Source organism: Metabacillus sp. RB-C-LZQ-3-1 (genome assembly GCF_058315175.1).
Genome location: NZ_JBZFLI010000013.1, coordinates 41,360 through 61,943, shown reverse-complemented (window position 1 = coordinate 61,943; position 20,584 = coordinate 41,360). Strand labels below are relative to the sequence as shown.

The 20,584-nt window shown below is 35.8% G+C and carries 18 protein-coding genes and 1 pseudogene; 17 read left to right on the top strand and 2 right to left on the bottom strand.

All coding sequences use genetic code 11. The features are described 5' to 3' along the window. Positions 1–213 precede the first annotated feature (213 nt). The 7 genes from AC4GZ8_RS18625 to AC4GZ8_RS18595 all read left to right on the top strand — a co-directional run bounded on the left by AC4GZ8_RS18625 (position 214) and on the right by AC4GZ8_RS18595 (position 6,032). Positions 214–915, top strand: coding sequence for a phosphoadenylyl-sulfate reductase (locus AC4GZ8_RS18625; protein WP_491083392.1), 702 nt, complete (start codon positions 214–216; stop codon positions 913–915). A gap of 12 nt (positions 916–927) precedes the next feature. Further along, on the top strand, positions 928–1,995 hold the full coding sequence (gene cysP, locus AC4GZ8_RS18620) for a sulfate permease (RefSeq protein WP_491083391.1): 1,068 nt from the start codon (positions 928–930) through the stop codon (positions 1,993–1,995). A 117-nt stretch (positions 1,996–2,112) separates the two neighbouring features. Further along, positions 2,113–3,252 carry a sulfate adenylyltransferase gene (gene sat / locus AC4GZ8_RS18615; RefSeq protein WP_491083390.1) on the top strand — a complete coding sequence of 380 codons (1,140 nt, stop codon included), beginning with the start codon at positions 2,113–2,115 and terminating at the stop codon, positions 3,250–3,252. 16 nt (positions 3,253–3,268) lie between these two features. After that, entirely contained in the window at positions 3,269–3,871 is a 603-nt protein-coding gene (gene cysC, locus AC4GZ8_RS18610; protein ID WP_491083389.1) for an adenylyl-sulfate kinase, read from the top strand. A gap of 115 nt (positions 3,872–3,986) precedes the next feature. Beyond that, entirely contained in the window at positions 3,987–4,766 is a 780-nt protein-coding gene (gene cobA, locus AC4GZ8_RS18605) for a uroporphyrinogen-III C-methyltransferase (RefSeq protein WP_491083388.1), read from the top strand. Beyond that, the gene (locus AC4GZ8_RS18600; protein ID WP_491083387.1) at positions 4,763–5,551 is read left to right on the top strand and encodes a sirohydrochlorin chelatase; all 789 of its coding nucleotides are present in this window, start codon (positions 4,763–4,765) and stop codon (positions 5,549–5,551) included. Before cobA ends, AC4GZ8_RS18600 begins: the two co-directional genes overlap by 4 nt. Continuing rightward, positions 5,532–6,032 carry an NAD(P)-dependent oxidoreductase gene (locus tag AC4GZ8_RS18595; protein WP_491083386.1) on the top strand — a complete coding sequence of 167 codons (501 nt, stop codon included), beginning with the start codon at positions 5,532–5,534 and terminating at the stop codon, positions 6,030–6,032. Before AC4GZ8_RS18600 ends, AC4GZ8_RS18595 begins: the two co-directional genes overlap by 20 nt. Before the next feature lie 44 nt (positions 6,033–6,076). On the opposite strand, the pseudogene AC4GZ8_RS18590 reads toward AC4GZ8_RS18595, so the two are convergent. Together AC4GZ8_RS18590 and AC4GZ8_RS18585 are read right to left on the bottom strand one after the other, a co-directional pair. After that, positions 6,077–6,939, bottom strand: a pseudogene (locus AC4GZ8_RS18590) (DMT family transporter). 212 nt (positions 6,940–7,151) lie between these two features. Continuing rightward, complete coding sequence (locus tag AC4GZ8_RS18585; protein WP_491083385.1) at positions 7,152–8,867, bottom strand: Rqc2 family fibronectin-binding protein; 1,716 nt, start codon at positions 8,865–8,867, stop codon at positions 7,152–7,154. A 239-nt stretch (positions 8,868–9,106) separates the two neighbouring features. Here AC4GZ8_RS18585 and AC4GZ8_RS18580 point away from each other — a divergent pair, with 239 nt between their 5' ends. From AC4GZ8_RS18580 to rsmB, 10 genes are all read left to right on the top strand, one after another. After that, positions 9,107–11,782, top strand: coding sequence for a calcium-translocating P-type ATPase, SERCA-type (locus AC4GZ8_RS18580; protein WP_491083384.1), 2,676 nt, complete (start codon positions 9,107–9,109; stop codon positions 11,780–11,782). A 129-nt stretch (positions 11,783–11,911) separates the two neighbouring features. Next, entirely contained in the window at positions 11,912–12,787 is an 876-nt protein-coding gene (locus AC4GZ8_RS18575; protein WP_491083383.1) for a YicC/YloC family endoribonuclease, read from the top strand. Positions 12,788–12,861: 74 nt separating this feature from the next. Continuing rightward, positions 12,862–13,125, top strand: a complete 264-nt coding sequence (gene remA / locus AC4GZ8_RS18570; protein WP_026559405.1) for an extracellular matrix/biofilm regulator RemA — start codon at positions 12,862–12,864, stop codon at positions 13,123–13,125. Between the two features lie 15 nt (positions 13,126–13,140). Further along, positions 13,141–13,755: a guanylate kinase gene (gene gmk / locus AC4GZ8_RS18565; RefSeq protein WP_491083453.1), complete on the top strand. Its 615-nt coding sequence runs from the start codon at positions 13,141–13,143 to the stop codon at positions 13,753–13,755. A 1-nt stretch (position 13,756) separates the two neighbouring features. After that, the gene (gene rpoZ / locus AC4GZ8_RS18560; RefSeq protein WP_102229649.1) at positions 13,757–13,957 is read left to right on the top strand and encodes a DNA-directed RNA polymerase subunit omega; all 201 of its coding nucleotides are present in this window, start codon (positions 13,757–13,759) and stop codon (positions 13,955–13,957) included. Positions 13,958–14,141: 184 nt separating this feature from the next. Further along, positions 14,142–15,356 (top strand): bifunctional phosphopantothenoylcysteine decarboxylase/phosphopantothenate--cysteine ligase CoaBC, encoded by a 1,215-nt coding sequence (gene coaBC / locus AC4GZ8_RS18555; protein ID WP_491083382.1) that lies wholly within the window; start codon positions 14,142–14,144, stop codon positions 15,354–15,356. Then, the gene (gene priA, locus AC4GZ8_RS18550; protein ID WP_491083381.1) at positions 15,353–17,770 is read left to right on the top strand and encodes a primosomal protein N'; all 2,418 of its coding nucleotides are present in this window, start codon (positions 15,353–15,355) and stop codon (positions 17,768–17,770) included. The genes coaBC and priA overlap by 4 nt, the downstream gene beginning before the upstream one ends. 42 nt (positions 17,771–17,812) lie before the next feature. After that, positions 17,813–18,295: a peptide deformylase gene (gene def / locus AC4GZ8_RS18545; RefSeq protein ID WP_491083380.1), complete on the top strand. Its 483-nt coding sequence runs from the start codon at positions 17,813–17,815 to the stop codon at positions 18,293–18,295. Between the two features lie 7 nt (positions 18,296–18,302). Next, a complete protein-coding gene (gene fmt / locus AC4GZ8_RS18540; RefSeq protein WP_491083379.1) occupies positions 18,303–19,262 on the top strand; it encodes a methionyl-tRNA formyltransferase in 960 nt (319 codons plus the stop codon). Then, positions 19,237–20,583, top strand: a complete 1,347-nt coding sequence (gene rsmB, locus AC4GZ8_RS18535; RefSeq protein ID WP_491083452.1) for a 16S rRNA (cytosine(967)-C(5))-methyltransferase RsmB — start codon at positions 19,237–19,239, stop codon at positions 20,581–20,583. The genes fmt and rsmB overlap by 26 nt, the downstream gene beginning before the upstream one ends. Position 20,584: the final 1 nt, after the last annotated feature.

Below are 20,584 nucleotides of genomic sequence, written 5' to 3'. Positions count from 1 at the left end.
ATCTTAAAAAGGTCTTATGCGCTTTTGTCCCAGGATCTTATAAAAAAGCTAAAAATATTTATAAATTGATTATGCAAATGTATTGTCAAATCACAGATTAGGTGTATAATTCATACTATGTTGATAGGTTTTACACATAATCCCGAGTATTAATGTGTGAATAAAGGGGATTTAAACCCGAGTTTAATAGTATGATAGAAAGAGGTGAATCGTATGTTAACATATGAAAACTGGACTGAACCAAATAATGATTTTGAGGTTGATGAAACATATAAAGGTGCTCTAAATGTAATTAATTGGGCGTATGACCAATACGGTGAAGAGGTTGTGTATGCATGCAGCTTCGGTATTGAGGGAATCGTATTAATTGATTTAATTTCAAAAGTAAAACCGAATGCCAAAATTGTATTCCTTGATACTGATGTTCATTTTAAGGAAACATATGAACTAATTGATAAAGTGAAAGAAAAATATCCTTCATTAAATATTGAGCTAAAGAAACCCGAATTAACCCTTGAAGAACAAGCTGAGCAATATGGAGATAAATTGTGGGAGACGAACCCTAATCAATGCTGTAATATCCGTAAAATTGTTCCATTAACGGATACTTTAAAGGGTGCAACTGCATGGATTTCAGGTCTGAGACGTGAACAGTCTGAAACAAGAAAGCATGTAAATTATATTAATAAGGATGAACGCTTTCATTCAGTAAAGATTTGCCCGCTCATTCATTGGACATGGAAAGATGTATGGAGATACGTGCATAAAAACGATCTAACATATAATCCATTACATGATAGAGGATACCCTAGTATCGGTTGTTTTCATTGCACAAAGCCAGCATATGATGAAAATGATTTAAGATCTGGAAGATGGTCAGGGCAAATGAAAACAGAATGTGGCCTCCACCAATAGGAGGATAAATCAATGTTAGAGATCATTGCCATCATTATTAGCTTCTTTTTTGCAATGAATATTGGGGCTAGCGGTGCTGCAGCCTCAATGGGTGTTGCATACGGCTCGGGAGCAATTATTCGACCAAGAAATGCTTTAATTTTATGTGGGATCGGAGTCATATTAGGAGCTGTTATTGGCGGTGGAGAGGTTGTCAAAACAATTAGTGGAGGAATCATTCCTTCCTCATTAATTTCAATAAAATTGGTGATCATCATCCTTTTTTCAGCAACCTTCTCCTTGTTTTTATCAAACCTATTAGGTATTCCGCTTTCTACGAGTGAAGTAACTGTAGGTGCTGTTGTAGGTGTTGGAATTGCATACCAAGCATTATACGTTAATAATTTACTTTATATCGTCATGTTCTGGTTTATTGTTCCTATCGTTGCTTTTGGCATCGCCTATCTATTTATTAAGATTCTTCACAAATTCAAACTTAATAAAAAGTTGAACTTTCAAGGAAAGCTGATCACATATTTACTTATTTTTGCAGGCTTTTTCGAGGCTTTTTCTGCAGGTATGAATAACGTAGCAAATGCTGTGGGACCACTTGTAAGTGCAGGAATTCTGACAGTTTCAAACGGAACCTTATATGGAGGAGTGTTTGTTGCACTTGGTGCGTTATTATTAGGGCGTCGGGTGCTTGAAACGAATGGAAAAAAAATTACGAATTTTTCTAAAATAGAAGGTGTGCTCATTTCAGGTACAGGAGCAACACTTGTTATTATCGCATCTATTTTTGGAATTCCAGTTCCATTAACTCAAATTACAACTTCATCTATCCTAGGAATTGGTATTGCAAAATCAGGTGCAAATGTTTTTCAACAAAAAATTGTTAAAAATATGTTGATGGTTTGGTTAATTTCCCCACTTGTTTCACTAACAATGTCTTATTTCTTAGTGAAATTGTTTTTAGAAAGTGATTTATATACAATCTTTGTGTTAGGTAGTTTATTACTCGCAACTATTGGTGCAAATAGTCTTATGAAGGCGAGTAAACAGGAAAAGCGTGCCGTTCATGAAGAGGGCGGGGGAATTTAATGGTATAATCCCTATTATTCATATTGGTTTTATTAATTTTGGAGTATGTTAAGATAATAGGGGTTTATACGGTACCATTTTCACAAATAATACATTTAAATTTGGAGGAATTGAACAATGAGCTTACTTCCACATGGAGGAACATTAATTCAAAAATTATCTTTAGGAGCAGATGTATCACATATTCAAAAAGAAATTGAATTAGATGCCATTTCGTTAAGTGATCTTGAACTTATTGCAATTGGTGGATACAGCCCAATTGAAGGCTTTTTATCACGCGAAGATTATCAATCTGTTGTTGAAAATATGAAATTGAAAAATGGTGTTGTATGGAGTATTCCAATCACCTTGCCTGTAAATGAGGAAAAAGCTGCTTCATTAACAATTGGAGAGGAAGTACGACTTGTGTCAGATCAAGTTACATATGGCACAATTAAAATTGCGGATATTTTCACACCTGATAAACAAAAAGAAGCAATAAATGTTTATCGTACAGATGATTTAGCACATCCTGGCGTGAAAAAAATGTTTGAACGTGGAAACGTCTATGTTGGTGGAGAAATCACATTAGTGAAACGTCCAGAAAAGAAATTTGCTGATTTCTATTTAGATCCAAAGGAATCAAGAGCGAAATTTGAAGAGTTAAATTGGAACACAATTGTTGGCTTCCAAACTCGTAATCCAGTTCATCGTGCTCACGAATATATTCAAAAAACTGCATTAGAGACAGTTGATGGCTTGTTTTTAAATCCATTAGTAGGTGAAACAAAATCTGATGATATTCCAGCACATATTCGTATGGAAAGCTATCAAGTATTGTTAAAGAATTATTACCCTGAAGATCGTGTACACCTTGCTGTTTTCCCAGCTGCAATGCGCTATGCTGGTCCACGTGAAGCCATTTTCCATGCATTAGTTCGTAAAAACTATGGTTGTACACACTTCATCGTTGGTAGAGACCATGCAGGTGTTGGTGATTACTATGGAACATATGATGCACAGAAAATTTTCTCTAATTTTACAGCTGACGAACTAGGAATTACACCAATGTTCTTTGAACATAGCTTCTACTGCACAAAATGTGAAGGAATGGCTTCTTCTAAAACATGTCCACATGGTAAAGAGGATCGTGTGATTCTTTCAGGTACAAAGGTTCGTGCAATGCTTCGCAATGGGGAACTGCCACCAAGCACGTTCAGTCGTAAAGAAGTTGTAGAAGTATTAATAAAAGGTATGAGAGAAACTGTTAATTCATAAGGAGGGTGACTTAAGCATGGCAGCGAATAATATTGTGTGGCATGATGCGTCTGTAACAAAAGAAGAAAGAAGAAAAAAGAATAACTACCAGAGCTATGTTTTATGGTTTACTGGCCTTTCGGGATCTGGAAAATCAACATTAGCAAACGCACTTGCAAGGTATTTGTATGAATCAAATATTCAAGCATATGTTCTTGATGGTGATAATATCCGTCATGGATTAAATAAAGATCTTGGGTTTACGGATGAAGACCGAAAAGAAAATATTCGCCGTATCGGTGAGGTTTCAAAGCTTTTTGTCGATAGTGGGCAAATTGTGCTAACAGCATTTATTTCACCTTTCCGTGAAGACAGACAACAAGTTAAAGATATTCTTTCTGAAAATGAATTCTTTGAAGTTTATGTAAAATGTTCGTTAGATGAATGTGAAGTTCGAGATCCTAAAGGATTATATAAAAAAGCACGAAATAACGAAATTAAACATTTCACTGGTATTGATTCACCTTATGAAGAGCCGGAAAATCCTGCTATTACAGTTGATACTGAAGCTCAAGATATTGAAGAATCAGTGAAGCAAATTGTAAATTTCCTAGTAGAAAAAGGTTTAATTCATCAATAAAATAAATTGAAAATCGTTTATGATAATAGCAATTGGTATATACCAATTGCTATTACTTTCATTTTCGAAAAAAATGATCTCTTGCTATTTCATTTAGGTAGGGAGGAGGGCTTTCATGTCAAAGGTTTATTTAGTTGGAGCAGGTCCAGGAGACGAAGAGTTATTAACGATTAAAGCACTAAAATGTATTCAACAATCAGACGTAATTTTATATGATCGTTTAGTGAATAAAGAGATTCTTAAACATGCAAAGAAAGATTGTGAGCTTGTTTATTGTGGGAAGCTGCCAAACTATCATACAATGAAGCAAGATACAATCAATCACTTTTTAATAAAGTACGCAAAAAGCGGGAAAACAGTGACAAGACTTAAAGGTGGAGATCCATTTATTTTTGGACGTGGAGGAGAAGAGGCCGAAGCGTTAAGAAACCATCATATACTATATGAAATTGTACCGGGAATTACATCGGGTGTTGCAGCTTCAGCTTATGCTGGAATCCCTGTAACCCATCGAGACTTAAGTGCAAGTGTTGCTTTTATAACCGGACATAGAAGAGAAGGCATTGATGAGGAAATAAAATGGGGAGCCTTAGCAAAAGGAATTGATACCATCGCTATTTATATGGGTGTTAGCAATTTGCCATATATTTCTGAACAGCTTATCAAACATGGGAAAAATAGACATACACCAGTCGCTGTTATACACTGGGGCACTACAAATGATCAAAGAACCGTGACAGGAACTCTTGATGATATTTATGATCGAGTCATCAAAGACAATGTCACAAATCCAAGTATGATTATTGTTGGTGAGGTTGTTTCGTTAAGAGAAAAACTCAGTTGGTTTGAGGAAATAGTTGTAAATAATGAACAAAGTGAGGCTCTAATACTATGAAGCAAGCTGTTTTATATGTTTGTCATGGAAGTCGAGTTCCAAAAGCACGTGAAGAGGCAGTTGAATTTATTGAAAAAGTAAAACCAAGAATTCAGGCTCCCATTCAAGAAGTATGCTTTCTAGAATTAGCAGAACCTTCGATCGAAAAAGGCTTTAAAATATGTGTGGAGAAGGGGGCTACGAATATCGCGGTTATTCCGCTTTTACTATTAACAGCTGCACATGCTAAAATTGATATTCCGGAAGAGGTTGCACATGTATCAGGCGCTTTTCCGAATGTACAAGTTACTTATGGTAGACCTATTGGGGTTGATCCGATCCTTGCCGATATGTTAATTGATAAAATGAGTGAGAAATCACCTATTACGAATTCTTCCACAGCAATTCTCGTAGGTAGGGGAAGTAGTGATATGGATGTTGTTCGGGACTTAAACGAAATTTCTTCTTATTTACAAGAAAAATCAAATTTGAAACAAGTGCGAACTTGCTTTTTAACAGCTGCAGAACCTCGTTTTAAACAAATAATTGTGGATGTTCATCAATCAAATGAGAAATCTATTTTCATCATTCCTTATTTAATTTTTACGGGTTTATTAAAAAGAGAGATTGATCAAACAATAAAAGAATTTAAGTGGGGAGATCGTCATATCGAGGTATGTTCGTATCTTGGACCACACCCTATATTACTTGATCTATTTACAAATCGCGTGCAAGAAGCAATCGAAAATAAAAATGGATCCTATTCATTTGATGGGGGAACATTCAATGCTGCCTCTTCACATTAATGTAAAAAATCGTCCTGTATTAGTTGTTGGTGGAGGGAAAATAGCGTATCGCCGTCTTATACTTTTTTTAGAAGAAGGGGCAAAGGTGACCGTTGTTAGCCCTAACATTATCAAAGATATTGAAGACTTATATTATAAAAAGCTAATTTCTTGGCAGCAAAAAAAGGTCGAACTCTCAGACCTGCAAAATGCCTTTATTATTATCGCAGCTACTAATGATCCTGCCATAAACGAGTGGGTGGCAGCAAACGTAAATGATTTTCAACTGGTAAATGTTGCAAGTAATATGACAAAAGGGAATTTTATTGTTCCAAAATCAGTGAAAAAGGGGAGGCTTTCTATTTCTGTTTCAACGAATGGAGCAAGCCCTAAGCGTGCAAAAGAAATTTGTGAACAGCTTTCAAGTCAATTTGATGAAGAACAAATTGAAGAACTTGATCGATTATTTGAACAAAGACAACAAAAAAAGCAACAAAAATAACGAGGGTATGAATGTTTTAGATTCATGGGTTCCTCGTTTTTTTGTTAAATCACTTCTTTTTTGGTAAAAAGCCTGTTATCTTTATTTGTCTTCTGTTTTTCTTGAACAATAAATACTGCTAATATAACAGCTATAATTCCGATATATTGCCATAAGTTTAAGGTTTCATGAAAGACAAAAAAACCAACTAAAGTTGCAACAACAGGTTCGACTGTTGCCATGATTGATGCGCGGCTTGATTCAACACTTTCTAAGCCTTTTGTGTAAAGCAAAAACGCTAATAGAGTTGAAAAAAACCTAACCCAATAATAGAAAACCAAACTTCTAGTTTTGTAAAGAGAATTCCAACATGCCATAGACTACTAAAAGGGGTTTTGGCAATAGCTGCAAAAACAAAAGTATAGGTCGTGACAGTAACTGATGAGTATTTTGCTAAAGCAAATTTGCCAAAAATACTATATAAGGCATAAAAGAAACCTGAACCTATTCCAACAAGCAGACCATATACAGACACTGCTTCTTTTGTATTAGGGAAAATTCCAATGACGAGTATACACCCAATAAATGTGATAATGAGCGCTGAAACTTTTTTATAAGTTAAAGGTTCCTTAAAAAAAATTTTTGAAAAAATCATAACAAATGCTGGTGCAGTATAAAGTAAAATACTTGCTATTGAGATGGATGTTTCATTAATTGCCTCAAACATATACCAATTAAAGAAAACAATACTAATTATACCTGTTCCTACAAAATAATTACTATCAGAAAGCTTAATCTTTATCGCCTCTCTCTTTTTCCAGGAAACGAAGATGAAAAGAAATATAGAGGCGGATATGGCACGAACAGCAACCACTTGCGTAGGGGTAAAGCCAGCCTCATAAAGAAACGTAACAAATAAACCGATCATTCCCCATAAAGCTGCACCAGATAGGATATATGCATAAGCAATCTTTTTGCTCAATCTAGATTTCCCTCCTTTTCGTAATTTGTTTTGTTACTCTGTATTTTTGTATGAATTGTAGTTATTGAATAGTCTTAAATTTGATCTTTCCAGACGAAAGAATGAAAAAAATAAATATACATAAAACACCGTTTTTAATTAAAAACGGTGTATATACTTTAAGCCTTTCGTAAACGAAAGACAAGATCTTCGTTTGGAGTTACATATACAGTTTGCTGATGATCATAAATGACATATCCAGGTTTAGATCCACTAGGCTTTTTAACATGTCTTATAGCAGTATAGTCAACAGGAACTGAACTGGAATTTTTGGCTTTGCTAAAATACGCTGCGATATTCGCAGCTTCTGCAATTGTTTGTTCAGAAGGGGTGCTGCTGCGAATAACAACATGAGAACCTGGAATATCTTTTGTATGAAGCCAAATATCATCACGAGCAGCAAGTTTATTAGTTAAGTACTCATTTTGTTTATTATTTTTACCTACGATCATTTCTGTCCCATCTGAGGAGAGGTAATGTTCGAGGGTAGGCTTAAGGCTTTTTTTCTTTTTAAAGTTTCTAGACTGTCTTTGTTTTAAATATCCACCTTCGATTAATTCCTCACGAATCTCCTCAATATCTTTTGGAGAGGCTGATTCAATTTGTTGAATTAACCCTTCAAAATAATCGATTTCGGCTTGTGCTAACTGGATTTGTTCATGAACTACCTCAACTGAATTTTTTGCTTTTTGATATTTTGAAAAATATTTTTGGGCATTTTCAGAAGGAGTTTTTTGAACATCTAGCGGAATCGTAACCGTTTCGTTATCTTCATCATAATAATTAATGACTTCAGCGACTTTATCACCTTTTTTGATCGCATAGATATTGGCAGTTATTAACTCACCATATAGTTGAAATTCATTTGCCTTTTCAGCTTGATCTAATGTTGCCTTTAATTTTTTAATTTTCTTTTCATTTTTTTTCTTTTCATTTACCATAAATCGTTCTAAATCATTGCCTTGTTGCTTTACACGATCTCTTTCTGCTTTACCATAATAATAGCGATCCAATAACTCGGAAATCGTTGAAAAGTTTTTTTTGTTTGCGTTTGATAAATGAGAAAGGTGAATCATATAAAATAGTTCTTTTTGATTTTGCTCATAGATGCCAGGAGATATTGTGTTTTCCTTAACTTCCCTTATTAGGGATAAAAAAGCGTCTGGAATCGTTTTACGATTAACAAGACCAGCGCGGTGAATAACTTCACGAGCAAATAATGGAGAAATACCAGAAAATTGCTGTACAATTTGTTGGTCGATTTTCCCCGAATTAAAATCCAATTTCCTAAGTACAAGCTCTTCGTCTGCTTCAAATGGATTTGTTTTTCCTTGTTCCGGTGGTAAAACATAGGGGTGGCCTGGTAATACTGTTCTATGTCGGTTAACAGCTGGTGACAGATGTTTCACACTATCTAATATCATATCCCGTTCTTTATCGACCAAAATAATATTACTGTGTCTCCCCATGATTTCGATCATTAAACGTTTAATAGTCACATCACCTAGCTCATTACGGCTTCTTACATCGATGATCATGATTCTTTCTAAGCCGGGCTGTTCAATACGTTCAATCACACCGCCTTCTAAGTGCTTTCTGAGCAACATACAAAACATAGGAGGCTCACTAGGGTTTTCGTAGCTTTCGTTCGTTAAATGAAGCCGGGCATAACTAGGATGTGCCGAAAGGAATAGTTTATAATTTTTTCCCCCAGATCTCACCTGAAAAATCAGGTCGTATTTGTATGGTTGATGTATTTTTGTGATTTTTCCATTTAAAAGAGATTTTTTCAATTCCTCTGTAATTGTATATGTAAATAGACCATCAAATGACATGGCAATAACTCCTTCTGTTAACAGGCATAATGTTGATAGAAAAGTCATGAACATGTATAACCTGCTATTTGCGGTGCATTGAATAGCTAGGATTCATAACTTTTCTACATGATTATAGCATGTTTTAGGACGAGTCTGAATAAATTGTCTTATAGGCTTGGCAACTACAAGGTCATTCAAAGAAAAAAGAATCCTTGCAAGTAAAAATCTTCGTTTTAAAAGGGGTGTGTAGGTGATTCATGAAGTGGCATGAAATGAGATCAGACGAAGTAATGGATACCATTCATTCAGATCGTGATGTTGGATTAACAAATAAGGAGGTACTAAAGAGAACGGAGAAGTTTGGATTAAATGAACTGAAAGAAGCTGACCGGCCTTCAGCTATGATTATATTTCTTAGTCAATTTAAAGACTTTATGGTGCTTGTTTTATTAGCAGCAACATTAATTTCTGGTCTTTTAGGTGAATATATTGATGCCATTGCGATCATAGCTATTGTGATTGTGAATGGTGTTTTAGGTTTTTTTCAGGAGAGGCGTGCTGAGCGGTCCTTAGAAGCGTTAAAAGAACTATCTGCTCCACAGGTAACAGTATTACGTGAAGGAAAGTGGGAAAAAATTCTCTCAAAGGAACTAGTTCCTGGAGATATCGTTAAGTTTACGAGCGGTGACCGAATTGGAGCAGATATGAGATTAATAGATACAAAGAGTTTAGAGGTAGAAGAATCAGCTCTTACAGGAGAATCCTTGCCTGTTCAAAAATCAACGCAGCCTATAGCAGGAGAAAATGTTGGCCTTGGTGATTTAACAAACATGGTTTTCATGGGAACATTAGTTACAAGAGGTTCCGGTATTGGGGTTGTCATTGGAACAGGAATGAATACGGCCATGGGTCAAATTGCTGATCTTCTTCAAAATGCTGAAGCAATGGAAACACCGCTTCAAAGACGTCTAGAGCAATTGGGGAAAATATTGATTGTTGTTGCACTGTTTTTAACTTTACTTGTTGTCAGTATTGGTGTACTTCAAGGGCATGATCTATATAGCATGTTTTTAGCTGGAGTATCATTAGCAGTTGCAGCGATTCCGGAAGGACTTCCAGCTATAGTAACAGTGGCTTTATCTCTTGGTGTTCAGAGAATGATTAAGCAAAAATCCATCGTACGAAAATTACCTGCAGTAGAAACGCTAGGATGTGCCTCCGTTATCTGTTCAGATAAAACAGGTACAATGACACAAAATAAAATGACAGTTACACATGTATGGGCGGGAGAACAGATTTGGAATGTTACGGGAACAGGATATCATCCTCATGGAGAATTTTTGCGAAATGGTGAGACTGTTGAAGTCGCAAAAACTAAAACCTTGCAACAAATCTTAACCTTTGGCTCTTTGTGTAATACAGCAACTATTAAAGAGACAGATGGGCAATACCAACTTGATGGTGACCCTACTGAAGGAGCTCTATTAGTTGCTGCAATGAAAGCCGGGTTAAGAAAAGAATCATTACTGAAAAATTTTGAAGTAATTGAAGAATTTCCGTTTGATTCAGCACGAAAAATGATGAGTGTGATTGTTCGTGATAAAACCGGAAATCGATTTGTCGTGACAAAAGGAGCACCAGATGTTTTAGCGGGGATTTCAAAATATATCTTATGGAATGAACGGCAGGAGAATTTTGATAACAAGTACGAGGCTAAAGTAAAACAAGCAATTGAATCACTAGCATCACAAGCATTACGGACAATTGCTGTTGCTTTTAAGCCGCTTAAGTCCACTGAAAAAGTAAATACAAGCTTTGAAGCGGAAAAAGACTTGGTATTTATAGGATTGCAAGGTATGATTGATCCACCTCGTCCTGAGGTAAAACAAGCTGTTAAAGAATGCCGTGACGCGGGAATCAAAACGGTGATGATTACTGGAGATCATATTATTACTGCCAAGGCAATTGCACAACAACTTAATATCATTCCTCAAAACGGAAAAGTAATGGAAGGTAAAGAACTATCAAACCTTTCTGTTGATGAGTTAGAGGATATTGTAGATGATGTATATGTGTTTGCCAGAGTTTCGCCTGAACATAAACTAAAAATTGTAAAAGCACTTCAGAACAAAGGTCATATTGTTGCCATGACTGGTGATGGTGTCAATGATGCACCGGCAATAAAGGCTGCAGATATTGGAATTTCTATGGGAATTACCGGTACAGATGTGGCAAAGGAGGCATCCTCATTAGTATTAGTAGATGACAACTTTGCGACAATAAAATCAGCCATTAAAGAAGGTAGAAATATTTACGAAAATATTCGTAAATTTATTCGATATCTTCTCGCATCTAATGTTGGAGAAATTTTGGTGATGCTTTTCGCTATGTTGCTAGCCCTTCCGTTACCGTTAGTTCCTATTCAAATCCTTTGGGTTAATTTAGTAACAGATGGTCTTCCTGCAATGGCTTTAGGATTGGATAAGCCTGAAGGGGATCTAATGAAGCGGAAACCGAGACATCCTAAAGAAGGGGTTTTTGCTAGAGGATTAGGTTGGAAAGTCGTATCTCGTGGATTCCTCATTGGAATCGTCACATTAGCGGCGTTCATGATTGTCTATTATCGAAATCCAGATGAACTTGCTTATGCTCAAACCATTGCTTTTGCAACATTGGTTATGGCACAATTAATTCATGTTTTTGATTGTCGGAGTGAGAAGTCAATTTTTGAACGGAATCCATTTGGCAATTTGTATTTAATTGGTGCGGTTATTTCGTCAATCTTACTCATGCTTGTTGTGATCTATTATCCGCCGCTGCAACCAATTTTCCATACGCTTCCAATATTAGCTCGAGACTGGTTGTTAATTCTTGGGTTATCAGCAATTCCAACTTTTTTACTTGCGGGATCACTTTTAACAAGAAAAAGCTAAAAGACTATGATATAATCCTAAAGGGGGTGACCCAAAAAGTCATCCCCTTTGCTTGTTTGCCATCTTACATGCTATTTTATATATTACAAACATGTTGCTTCCGCCTTTTTAGAAAGAGAGTGATACATAATGGTACAAAGTATGACTGGCTTTGGCCGTGCTAGCGAGCATATTCATTCCTGTCTATTTACAGTAGAAATGAAATCTGTTAATCATCGATTTTTAGATATTCAGTTGAAAATGCCAAAACAGCTTACGAATATGGAAGATAAAATTAAAAAGCTCATATCAAAGTCCATAAGCCGAGGTCGTATTGAGGTATATCTTAATATAGAAGGTGAATTTCTTACAACAAAATCGATACATGTTGATTGGAGTTTATTAGATCAATATATTTCTTCCCTTCAACAAATTAAAGAACGTTTTTCATTGAATGATCACCTTTCATTACATCATATACTTGCTTTAGACGGTGCTATCGATATAAAAGAAGAAGCAATTTCTAGTCATACTTATGAAAATGGTATTCTAGAGCTGGTTAGCGAAGCGGTAAAGGAATTGTCAACAATGAGAAATGTTGAAGGTGAGCAATTAGTTGCTGACTTGAACCAAAGATTAGCATCGCTTAGTCAGATAAATCATCAGCTGGAAAAATTGGCTCCAATCGTTGTTGAAAATTACCGTGAGCGAATAACCAAACGTGTATCAGAATTCGTATCAGGAAAAATAGATGAAAATAGAATTCTGACTGAAGTAGCTCTTTTTGCTGATAGAGCAGACATAAATGAGGAGATTACAAGAATACATAGCCATATTCATCAATTCATAGATACGCTAACATCAAATGAACCCATTGGTCGTAAGTTAGACTTTCTTGTTCAAGAATTAAATCGGGAAGCCAATACAATTGGGTCAAAAGCAAATGACAGCGAGATTGCGAAAAATGTTGTTGAATTAAAAAGTATTATTGAAAAATTGAAAGAACAAGTTCAAAATATTGAATAAGCATCAAAAACCATTGATTATAAAAGAGCTTATAAGGCAAAAATAGTTTTGTCCTGACTAGGGGGAGCATTTGAATGAGCATTAAATTAATCAATATCGGTTTTGGGAACATTGTTTCTGCAAACCGTATTATATCTATTGTTAGTCCTGAATCAGCTCCAATTAAGAGAATCATTCAAGACGCAAGAGATAGAGGAATGTTAATCGACGCTACATATGGGCGTCGTACAAGAGCAGTTGTAATTATGGACAGCGATCATATTATCCTATCTGCTGTTCAGCCAGAAACAGTTGCTCAAAGGCTTTCAAATAAAGATGAGCTATCAGATGAAGGGTAGGGAACAGAAGCATTGATAAAAGAAAGAGGATTATTAATCGTCCTATCAGGACCTTCAGGTGTAGGAAAAGGAACAGTTAGAAAAGAGCTATTTTCACAAGAAGATACAGCATTTGAATATTCCATCTCGATGACAACTAGAAAACCGCGTGAAGGTGAAGTCGACGGTGTTGATTATTTCTTTAAATCAAGAGAAGAATTTGAAGCTTTAATTGAACAAAATAAATTGTTAGAATGGGCAGAGTATGTAGGGAATTATTATGGCACTCCTGTTGACTATGTTGAAAAAACGTTAAGTGAAGGAAAAGACGTTTTTCTTGAAATCGAAGTACAAGGTGCTCTTCAAGTAAGAAATGCATTCCCGGAAGGACTTTTTATTTTTTTAAGTCCTCCTAGTTTAAATGAACTGAAAAATCGAATTGTAACTAGAGGAACTGAGTCAGAAGAATTAATAAATAATCGTATGAAGGTTGCTAAAGAAGAAATCATTATGATGGATGCCTATGATTATGTTGTAGAAAACGACAATGTTCTTTTAGCTTGCGAACGTATTAAAGCAATTGTAATGGCGGAACATTGCCGCCGTGAACGTGTTGCACCAAGATACAAAAAAATGCTGGAGGTTGAATAAGATGTTATACCCTTCTATTGATGTACTTATGAATAAATTAGATTCTAAATATACACTTGTAACAGTTGCTGCAAAGCGTGCCCGTGAAATGCAGGAACTTAGTGATCAACAAATTCAGAAGCCTGTATCATACAAGTATGTAGGTAAAGCACTAGAAGAGATCAATGCTGGCCTTCTAAATTATAAACGTGCTGAAAAATAATGTGCAGTATTAGAGGATGACTAGTAGCTTAAGGGTCAGATCCCACTAAGACAATATATAGAATTTCCTTTAGGAAAAAACCTATATATTCTTGTGTTATGTGGGGTCTGACCCTATTGTGTCATCCTCTTTCTTTATAGTTTCAACAAATTAGTAAAAGTTTATGAAAGTTGGTGGGGAAAGAGTGATATCAGGTAAGAATATATTATTATGTGTGAGCGGTGGAATTGCTGTTTATAAAGCAGCGGCACTAACAAGCAAACTAGTACAAGCTGGTGCAGAGGTAAAAGTGATCATGAGTGATTCAGCGATGGAATTCGTTTCACCATTAACCTTTCAAGCACTTTCTCGTAACGATGTTTTTTTTGATACCTTTGATGAAAAGAACTCAAAAGTCATTGCACATATTGATTTAGCCGATTGGGCTGATCTTGTTTTAGTAGCACCTGCCACAGCAAATGTCATTGGAAAACTAGCGAACGGAATTGCAGATAATATGTTAACAACAACATTGTTAGCTACAACAGCGAAAGTATGGATTGCTCCTGCTATGAATGTCCATATGTATGACCATCCTGCTGTTCAAAAAAACATTAAAACACTATATGAATATGGGTACGAATTTATTGAACCAAGTGAAGGGTTTTTAGCATGTGGTTATGTAGGAAAGGGACGGTTAGAGGAGCCTGACAAAATTCTATCTCTCGTAACAAATTATTTTGAAAAGCTAGAACTTGGTGAACCACTTAAAAATATTAAAGTGTTGATTACAGCTGGACCAACTCGAGAAAAGCTGGACCCTGTCCGTTATTTTACAAACCATTCATCTGGCAAAATGGGGTATGCCATTGCTGAGGAAGCAGCGAAATTAGGAGCAACTGTGACATTAATAACTGGTCCAACGTCTATTTCTCTACCTGATTCAGTTCATGCCATCACTGTTGAATCTGCTGAAGAGATGTATCAGCAAGTAATGAATTATTTTCCTAAAGCTGATGTTGTCATAAAGTCTGCTGCAGTAGCGGATTATCGTCCAATTACAACATATGAACAAAAGATGAAGAAGAGTCATGATCACTTAGTCATTGAAATGGAAAAAAACATAGATATCTTAAAAGAATTGGGAAGGCAAAAAACAAACCAAATTTTAGTAGGATTTGCTGCAGAAACGAATAATCTTGAGCAATACGCTAAAAAGAAAGTTGAAAATAAAAATCTAGATTTGATCGTTGCCAATAATATAACAACTGAAGGTGCAGGTTTTGGAACAGACACAAATATTGTGACAATTTATGATCGGAATTTAAATAAATCTGAGCTTCCTCTTATGTCTAAAAAAGAAGTCGCAAGGAAACTTCTTAAAAAAGTTCATAGCATGTTAAAGGGTGTTAAAGAATGAAGTTTGCAAGTGTCATTGTCGATGTACCTTCTATGCAAACAGACAGGACCTTTGACTATAAAATACCTGAACAGTGGCAAGACTTTTTACAACCTGGTATGCGTGTTATAGTCCCTTTTGGCCCTAGGAAAGTACAAGGCTTTGTTATAGAGACGAAGGAATCTTCTGAATTTGATCGTTTAAAGGCTATATCCGAGTGTTTAGATTTAACTCCTTGCCTTACACCTGAATTATTAAAGGTTGGTCATTGGTTAACGGAAAAAACACTTTGCTTTAAAATTTCAGCATTTCAAGCCATGCTTCCAGCAGCAATGAAGGCAAAATATGAAAAAGTCTTAACGCTTATTTCTGAACAATACCTAGACAATATTTCTGATCAACTTAAGCCTTTTTTTAACAAGAAAAGTCAAGTCGAAATGAAAGAGATTGAACAATCTGTATCACTTCGAACGATTCAAAAGGACATTGAAAAAGGTTATTTAGAACTGATTTATAAGGTGAAGCAAAAAGGGAATAAAAAGAAAGTTAGAATGGTGAGGCTTGATTGTTCATTTGAGCAGTTGGCAAAGCAAATAGAAGGATTTAATGCGAATGCTAAGAAACAGCTAGAGGTAATTAAATATTTAAACGAAAATCAAATTTCTGTTATATCTGTTGCTGATTTATTAGCGGTGACGAATACATCAGATGCATCAATAAAGGCATTGATTTCTAAAGGAATATTAGTGGAAGAATACAAAGAGGTGTATCGAGATCCTTATCAGGATCGGCACTTTGAAAAAACAAAAGCCTTAACTTTAAATAATGAACAGCAGAAAGCAATAGCTCCTATCCTTTCATCAGTTGAAAATAAGGAACATCATGTCTTTCTTATGTATGGAGTAACAGGTAGCGGGAAAACAGAGGTATATCTTCAATCAATTGAAGCTGTTTTAAATAATGGGAAGGAAGCAATTGTGTTAGTACCTGAAATTTCTCTTACTCCGCAAATGGTCAATCGCTTTAAAGGACGTTTTGGTTCAAAGGTTGCAGTCCTTCATAGCGGTCTATCAACAGGAGAAAAATATGATGAATGGCGGAAAATTCAACGAAAAGAAGTTCAATTAGTTGTTGGAGCAAGATCAGCAATATTCGCACCATTTGAAAACCTGGGAATGATCATTATCGATGAGGAACATGAATCTAGCTATAAACAAGAAGAAAATCCACGTTACCATGCCAGGGATGTGGCTATATATAGAGCTAAGCTTCATCAATGCCCTGTTGTTTTAGGAAGTGCAACCCCTACTCTAGAAACATTTGCACGTGCTCAAAAGGATGTGTACAAGCTCTTAACATTAAAAGAACGTGTGAACAAAAGGTCAATGCCTTCTGTTGAAATTGTTGATATGAGAGAAGAGCTAAGAAGCGGAAACCGGACAATGTTTTCGACCTCATTAATTGAAAAGCTAACAAATCGATTAGAAAAAAGTGAACAATCTGTCTTGTTTTTAAATAAACGAGGATATTCATCCTTTGTTATGTGCCGGGATTGCGGGTTTGTTATTCAATGTCCTCATTGTGATATTTCATTGACATATCATCGTTTTGGCCAACAGCTGAAATGTCACTATTGTGGACATGAGGAACATATGCCAAATGTATGTCCAGAATGTCAAAGTGAACATATTCGTTTCTTTGGAACGGGAACACAGCGTGTTGAAGAGGAATTACTAAAAGTATTACCAGAGGCACGAATTATTAGAATGGATGTTGACACGACCGGCCGAAAAGGAGCCCATGAAAAGCTGTTAACGAAGTTTGGAAATAAAGAAGCAGATATCTTACTTGGAACACAAATGATTGCCAAGGGACTTGATTTCCCTGATGTTACATTAGTTGGTGTGTTAACTGCAGATACAATGCTTCATTTACCTGATTTCCGAGCAGCTGAAAAAACATTTCAACTTCTTACACAAGTAAGCGGAAGAGCAGGAAGACATGAATTGCCAGGAGAAGTTATCATTCAAACGTATACTCCTGAAAATTATAGTATTCAATTAGCAAGTATGTATGATTATGATGCTTTTTATGAACAGGAAATGTTTTTAAGAAGGTCACATTCATACCCACCCTACTATTTTCTTGCCCTTGTTACTGTTTCCCATCCTGAAATAACAAAAGTGGTGTCAGTTACTGACAAGATCGTTCAATACTTGAGAAGAAATGTTTCCAATGAAACGAAAATTCTTGGACCAGTCGCATCACCTATTCCCCGTATCAAAGATAGATATCGTTACCAATGCATGGTAAAATACAAACGGGAAAAAAACTTACATGAAACGCTAAGAAAGATTATTGAGCATTTCCAGCAAGAAATGAGCTCAAATGATTTGATGATTACCATTGATTTAAGTCCTAATACAATGATGTAATTGGTTAATTAATATAGAAGTTATTTGTTTGGAGGAATTTTTTTGGCAGTAAAACCGATTGTGATGTATCCGGCTGAAGTTTTAGAGGTGCCATGTGAAAAGGTCACTGTATTTGATAAAAAGCTTTCAAAACTTTTGGCAGACATGTATGATACGATGATTGAGAATGATGGTGTAGGATTAGCAGCTCCGCAAATAGGGCTTTCTAAGCAAATCGCCATTGTTGATATTGATGATCATCATGGAACGATTGAATTAATAAATCCTGTTATCCTAGAACAGCGTGGGAAACAAACCGGCCCAGAAGGCTGTTTAAGCTTTCCCGGTTTATATGGTGAAGTTAGCAGGGCTGATTATGTAAAAGTAAGAACCTTTAATCGCAAAGGAAAAGTGAGAATAATAGAAGCTGAGGGATTTTTAGCAAGAGCCATTCAGCATGAGATTGATCATTTAGAAGGTATTCTTTTTACATCTAAAGTAGAAAGGTACATAAAGGAAGATGAACTAGAAAGTACGGAAGGATGACACACATATGACAAAGATTGTGTTTATGGGAACACCAGATTTTTCAGTTCCTATTTTAAGGAGCCTTATTGAAGAAGGCTATAATATTGTCGGGGTAGTAACACAACCCGATCGCCCAAAAGGAAGAAAAAGGATACTAACGCCACCTCCTGTAAAGGTAGAAGCGCAAAAACATAACCTAAAAGTGCTTCAACCTGAAAAAATTCGTCATGAAATTCAAGATGTATTGGCGTTAGAACCGGATCTAATTGTTACAGCGGCGTTTGGACAAATTTTACCATTAGAGCTTCTAGAAGCCCCAAAACATGGTTGTATTAATGTTCATGCTTCCCTTTTACCAGAATTAAGAGGCGGTGCACCAATTCATTATTCAATCCTTCAAGGGAAGACTAAAACAGGTATCACCATTATGTATATGGCTGAAAAGCTTGATGCAGGTGATATTTTGACGCAAATCGAGGTTGAAATTGATGAAAGAGATACGGTTGGTACTTTACATGACAAGTTAAGTGCAGCAGGCGTGAAATTATTATTAGAAACGGTGCCTGCATTATTAGATGGCAAATTAATACCTCAAAAACAAGATGATGCAAAAGCAACATTTGCTTCAAATATTAAAAGGGAACAAGAACGAATCGATTGGTCTAAGTCTGGTGAGGAAATATACAATCAGATTAGAGGACTAAATCCTTGGCCAGTTGCTTTTACAACCTATCAAAATCAATTGATAAAGATATGGTGGGGTGAAAAACTACAAAGTAATCAAGATGCCCCTTCAGGTGCGATTCTCCGCTTTGACGATGATGGAATAGTTGTTTCAACTGGGAATGCTACGGCAATCAAAATTACGGAACTTCAGCCCTCAGGTAAAAAGAAGATGACGGGAGAAGAATTTCTGCGAGGTACAACCATGAATGTGGGTGAAAGATTTGGCGATGAAAATGAAAAAACAAATGACCGTACGTGATGTTGCGGTAGAAATATTATTGCAAATAGAAAAAAACCAAGCCTATAGTAACTTGTTATTAAATTCTATGATAAAAAAACATCAAGTAAATGCAAAAGACATTTCTCTCTTAACTGAGATTGTGTATGGAACACTTCAAAGAAGAGATACACTTGATTTTTATTTAGAGAGTTTTTTGAAAAAGGCAAAGAAAATTGAGCCTTGGGTAAGAGTATTGCTTCGGATTTCGATTTATCAAATGGTGTATTTAGATAGAGTTCCAGAGCGTGCTATTTTCTTTGAAGCAGTAGAAATTGCTAAGAAGAGAGGACATAAAGGAATTTCATCCTTTGTAAATGGAGTGCTAAGATCTGTTCAACGAGAAGGGATTCCTGATATCAACCAAATTAAGGACCCGGTAGAAAGACTGTCAATTAGAACTAGTCATCCTAAATGGATGGTAGAAAAATGGATAAATCAATTTGGTTATGATGAAGCTGAAAAGATGTGTGAGACAAATTTAATTCCACCTTCTCAAACTGCCAGAGTCAATCAAATGAAAGCATCGGTTAATGAAATAATTGAAGAGTTACAAAACAGCGATATAAGCGTTGAGCATGGAGATTTAGCTGTTGATGCTATTAAAGGATTGAAAGGAAATCTTGCCCTTACAGAAGCTTTTGCGCAAGGATTTTTAACGATTCAAGATGAAAGTTCTATGTTAGTTGCTCGTGCCCTTAATCCTAAGGTTAATGAAACTATTTTAGATTCCTGTGCAGCACCAGGTGGGAAATCCACCCATATTGCGGAATTAATGAATGGTACCGGCACTATCCATTCCTTGGATTTACATGAGCATAAAGTGAAGTTAATTAAACAGCAGGCTGAGCGTTTAGACCTAACAAATATTCAAGCAGAACCACTAGATAGTAGGTTGGCAGGGGATCGATTTGCAAAAGGGAATTTTGATCGAATACTAGTAGATGCACCATGTTCAGGATTTGGTGTCATTCGAAGAAAGCCAGACATTAAATATACAAAATCACCAGAAGATGTATTAAAGTTAGCGGAACTACAAAAGAAAATTTTAACATCTGTTGCGCCTTTATTGAAATCTGACGGTGTGTTAGTTTATAGTACATGTACTGTAGATATAGAAGAAAATCAAATGGTAGTTGAAGCATTTTTAAACGAAAACCCTGAGTTTGAACGAGATGAATCAGCAAAAAATAATTTTCCTGAAAAACTTCATTCTTATGTACAAAATGGAGAGGTACAATTACTCCCACATTACTTTGGAACGGATGGATTTTTTATAGCATGTTTACGAAAGAAGGGTTAAA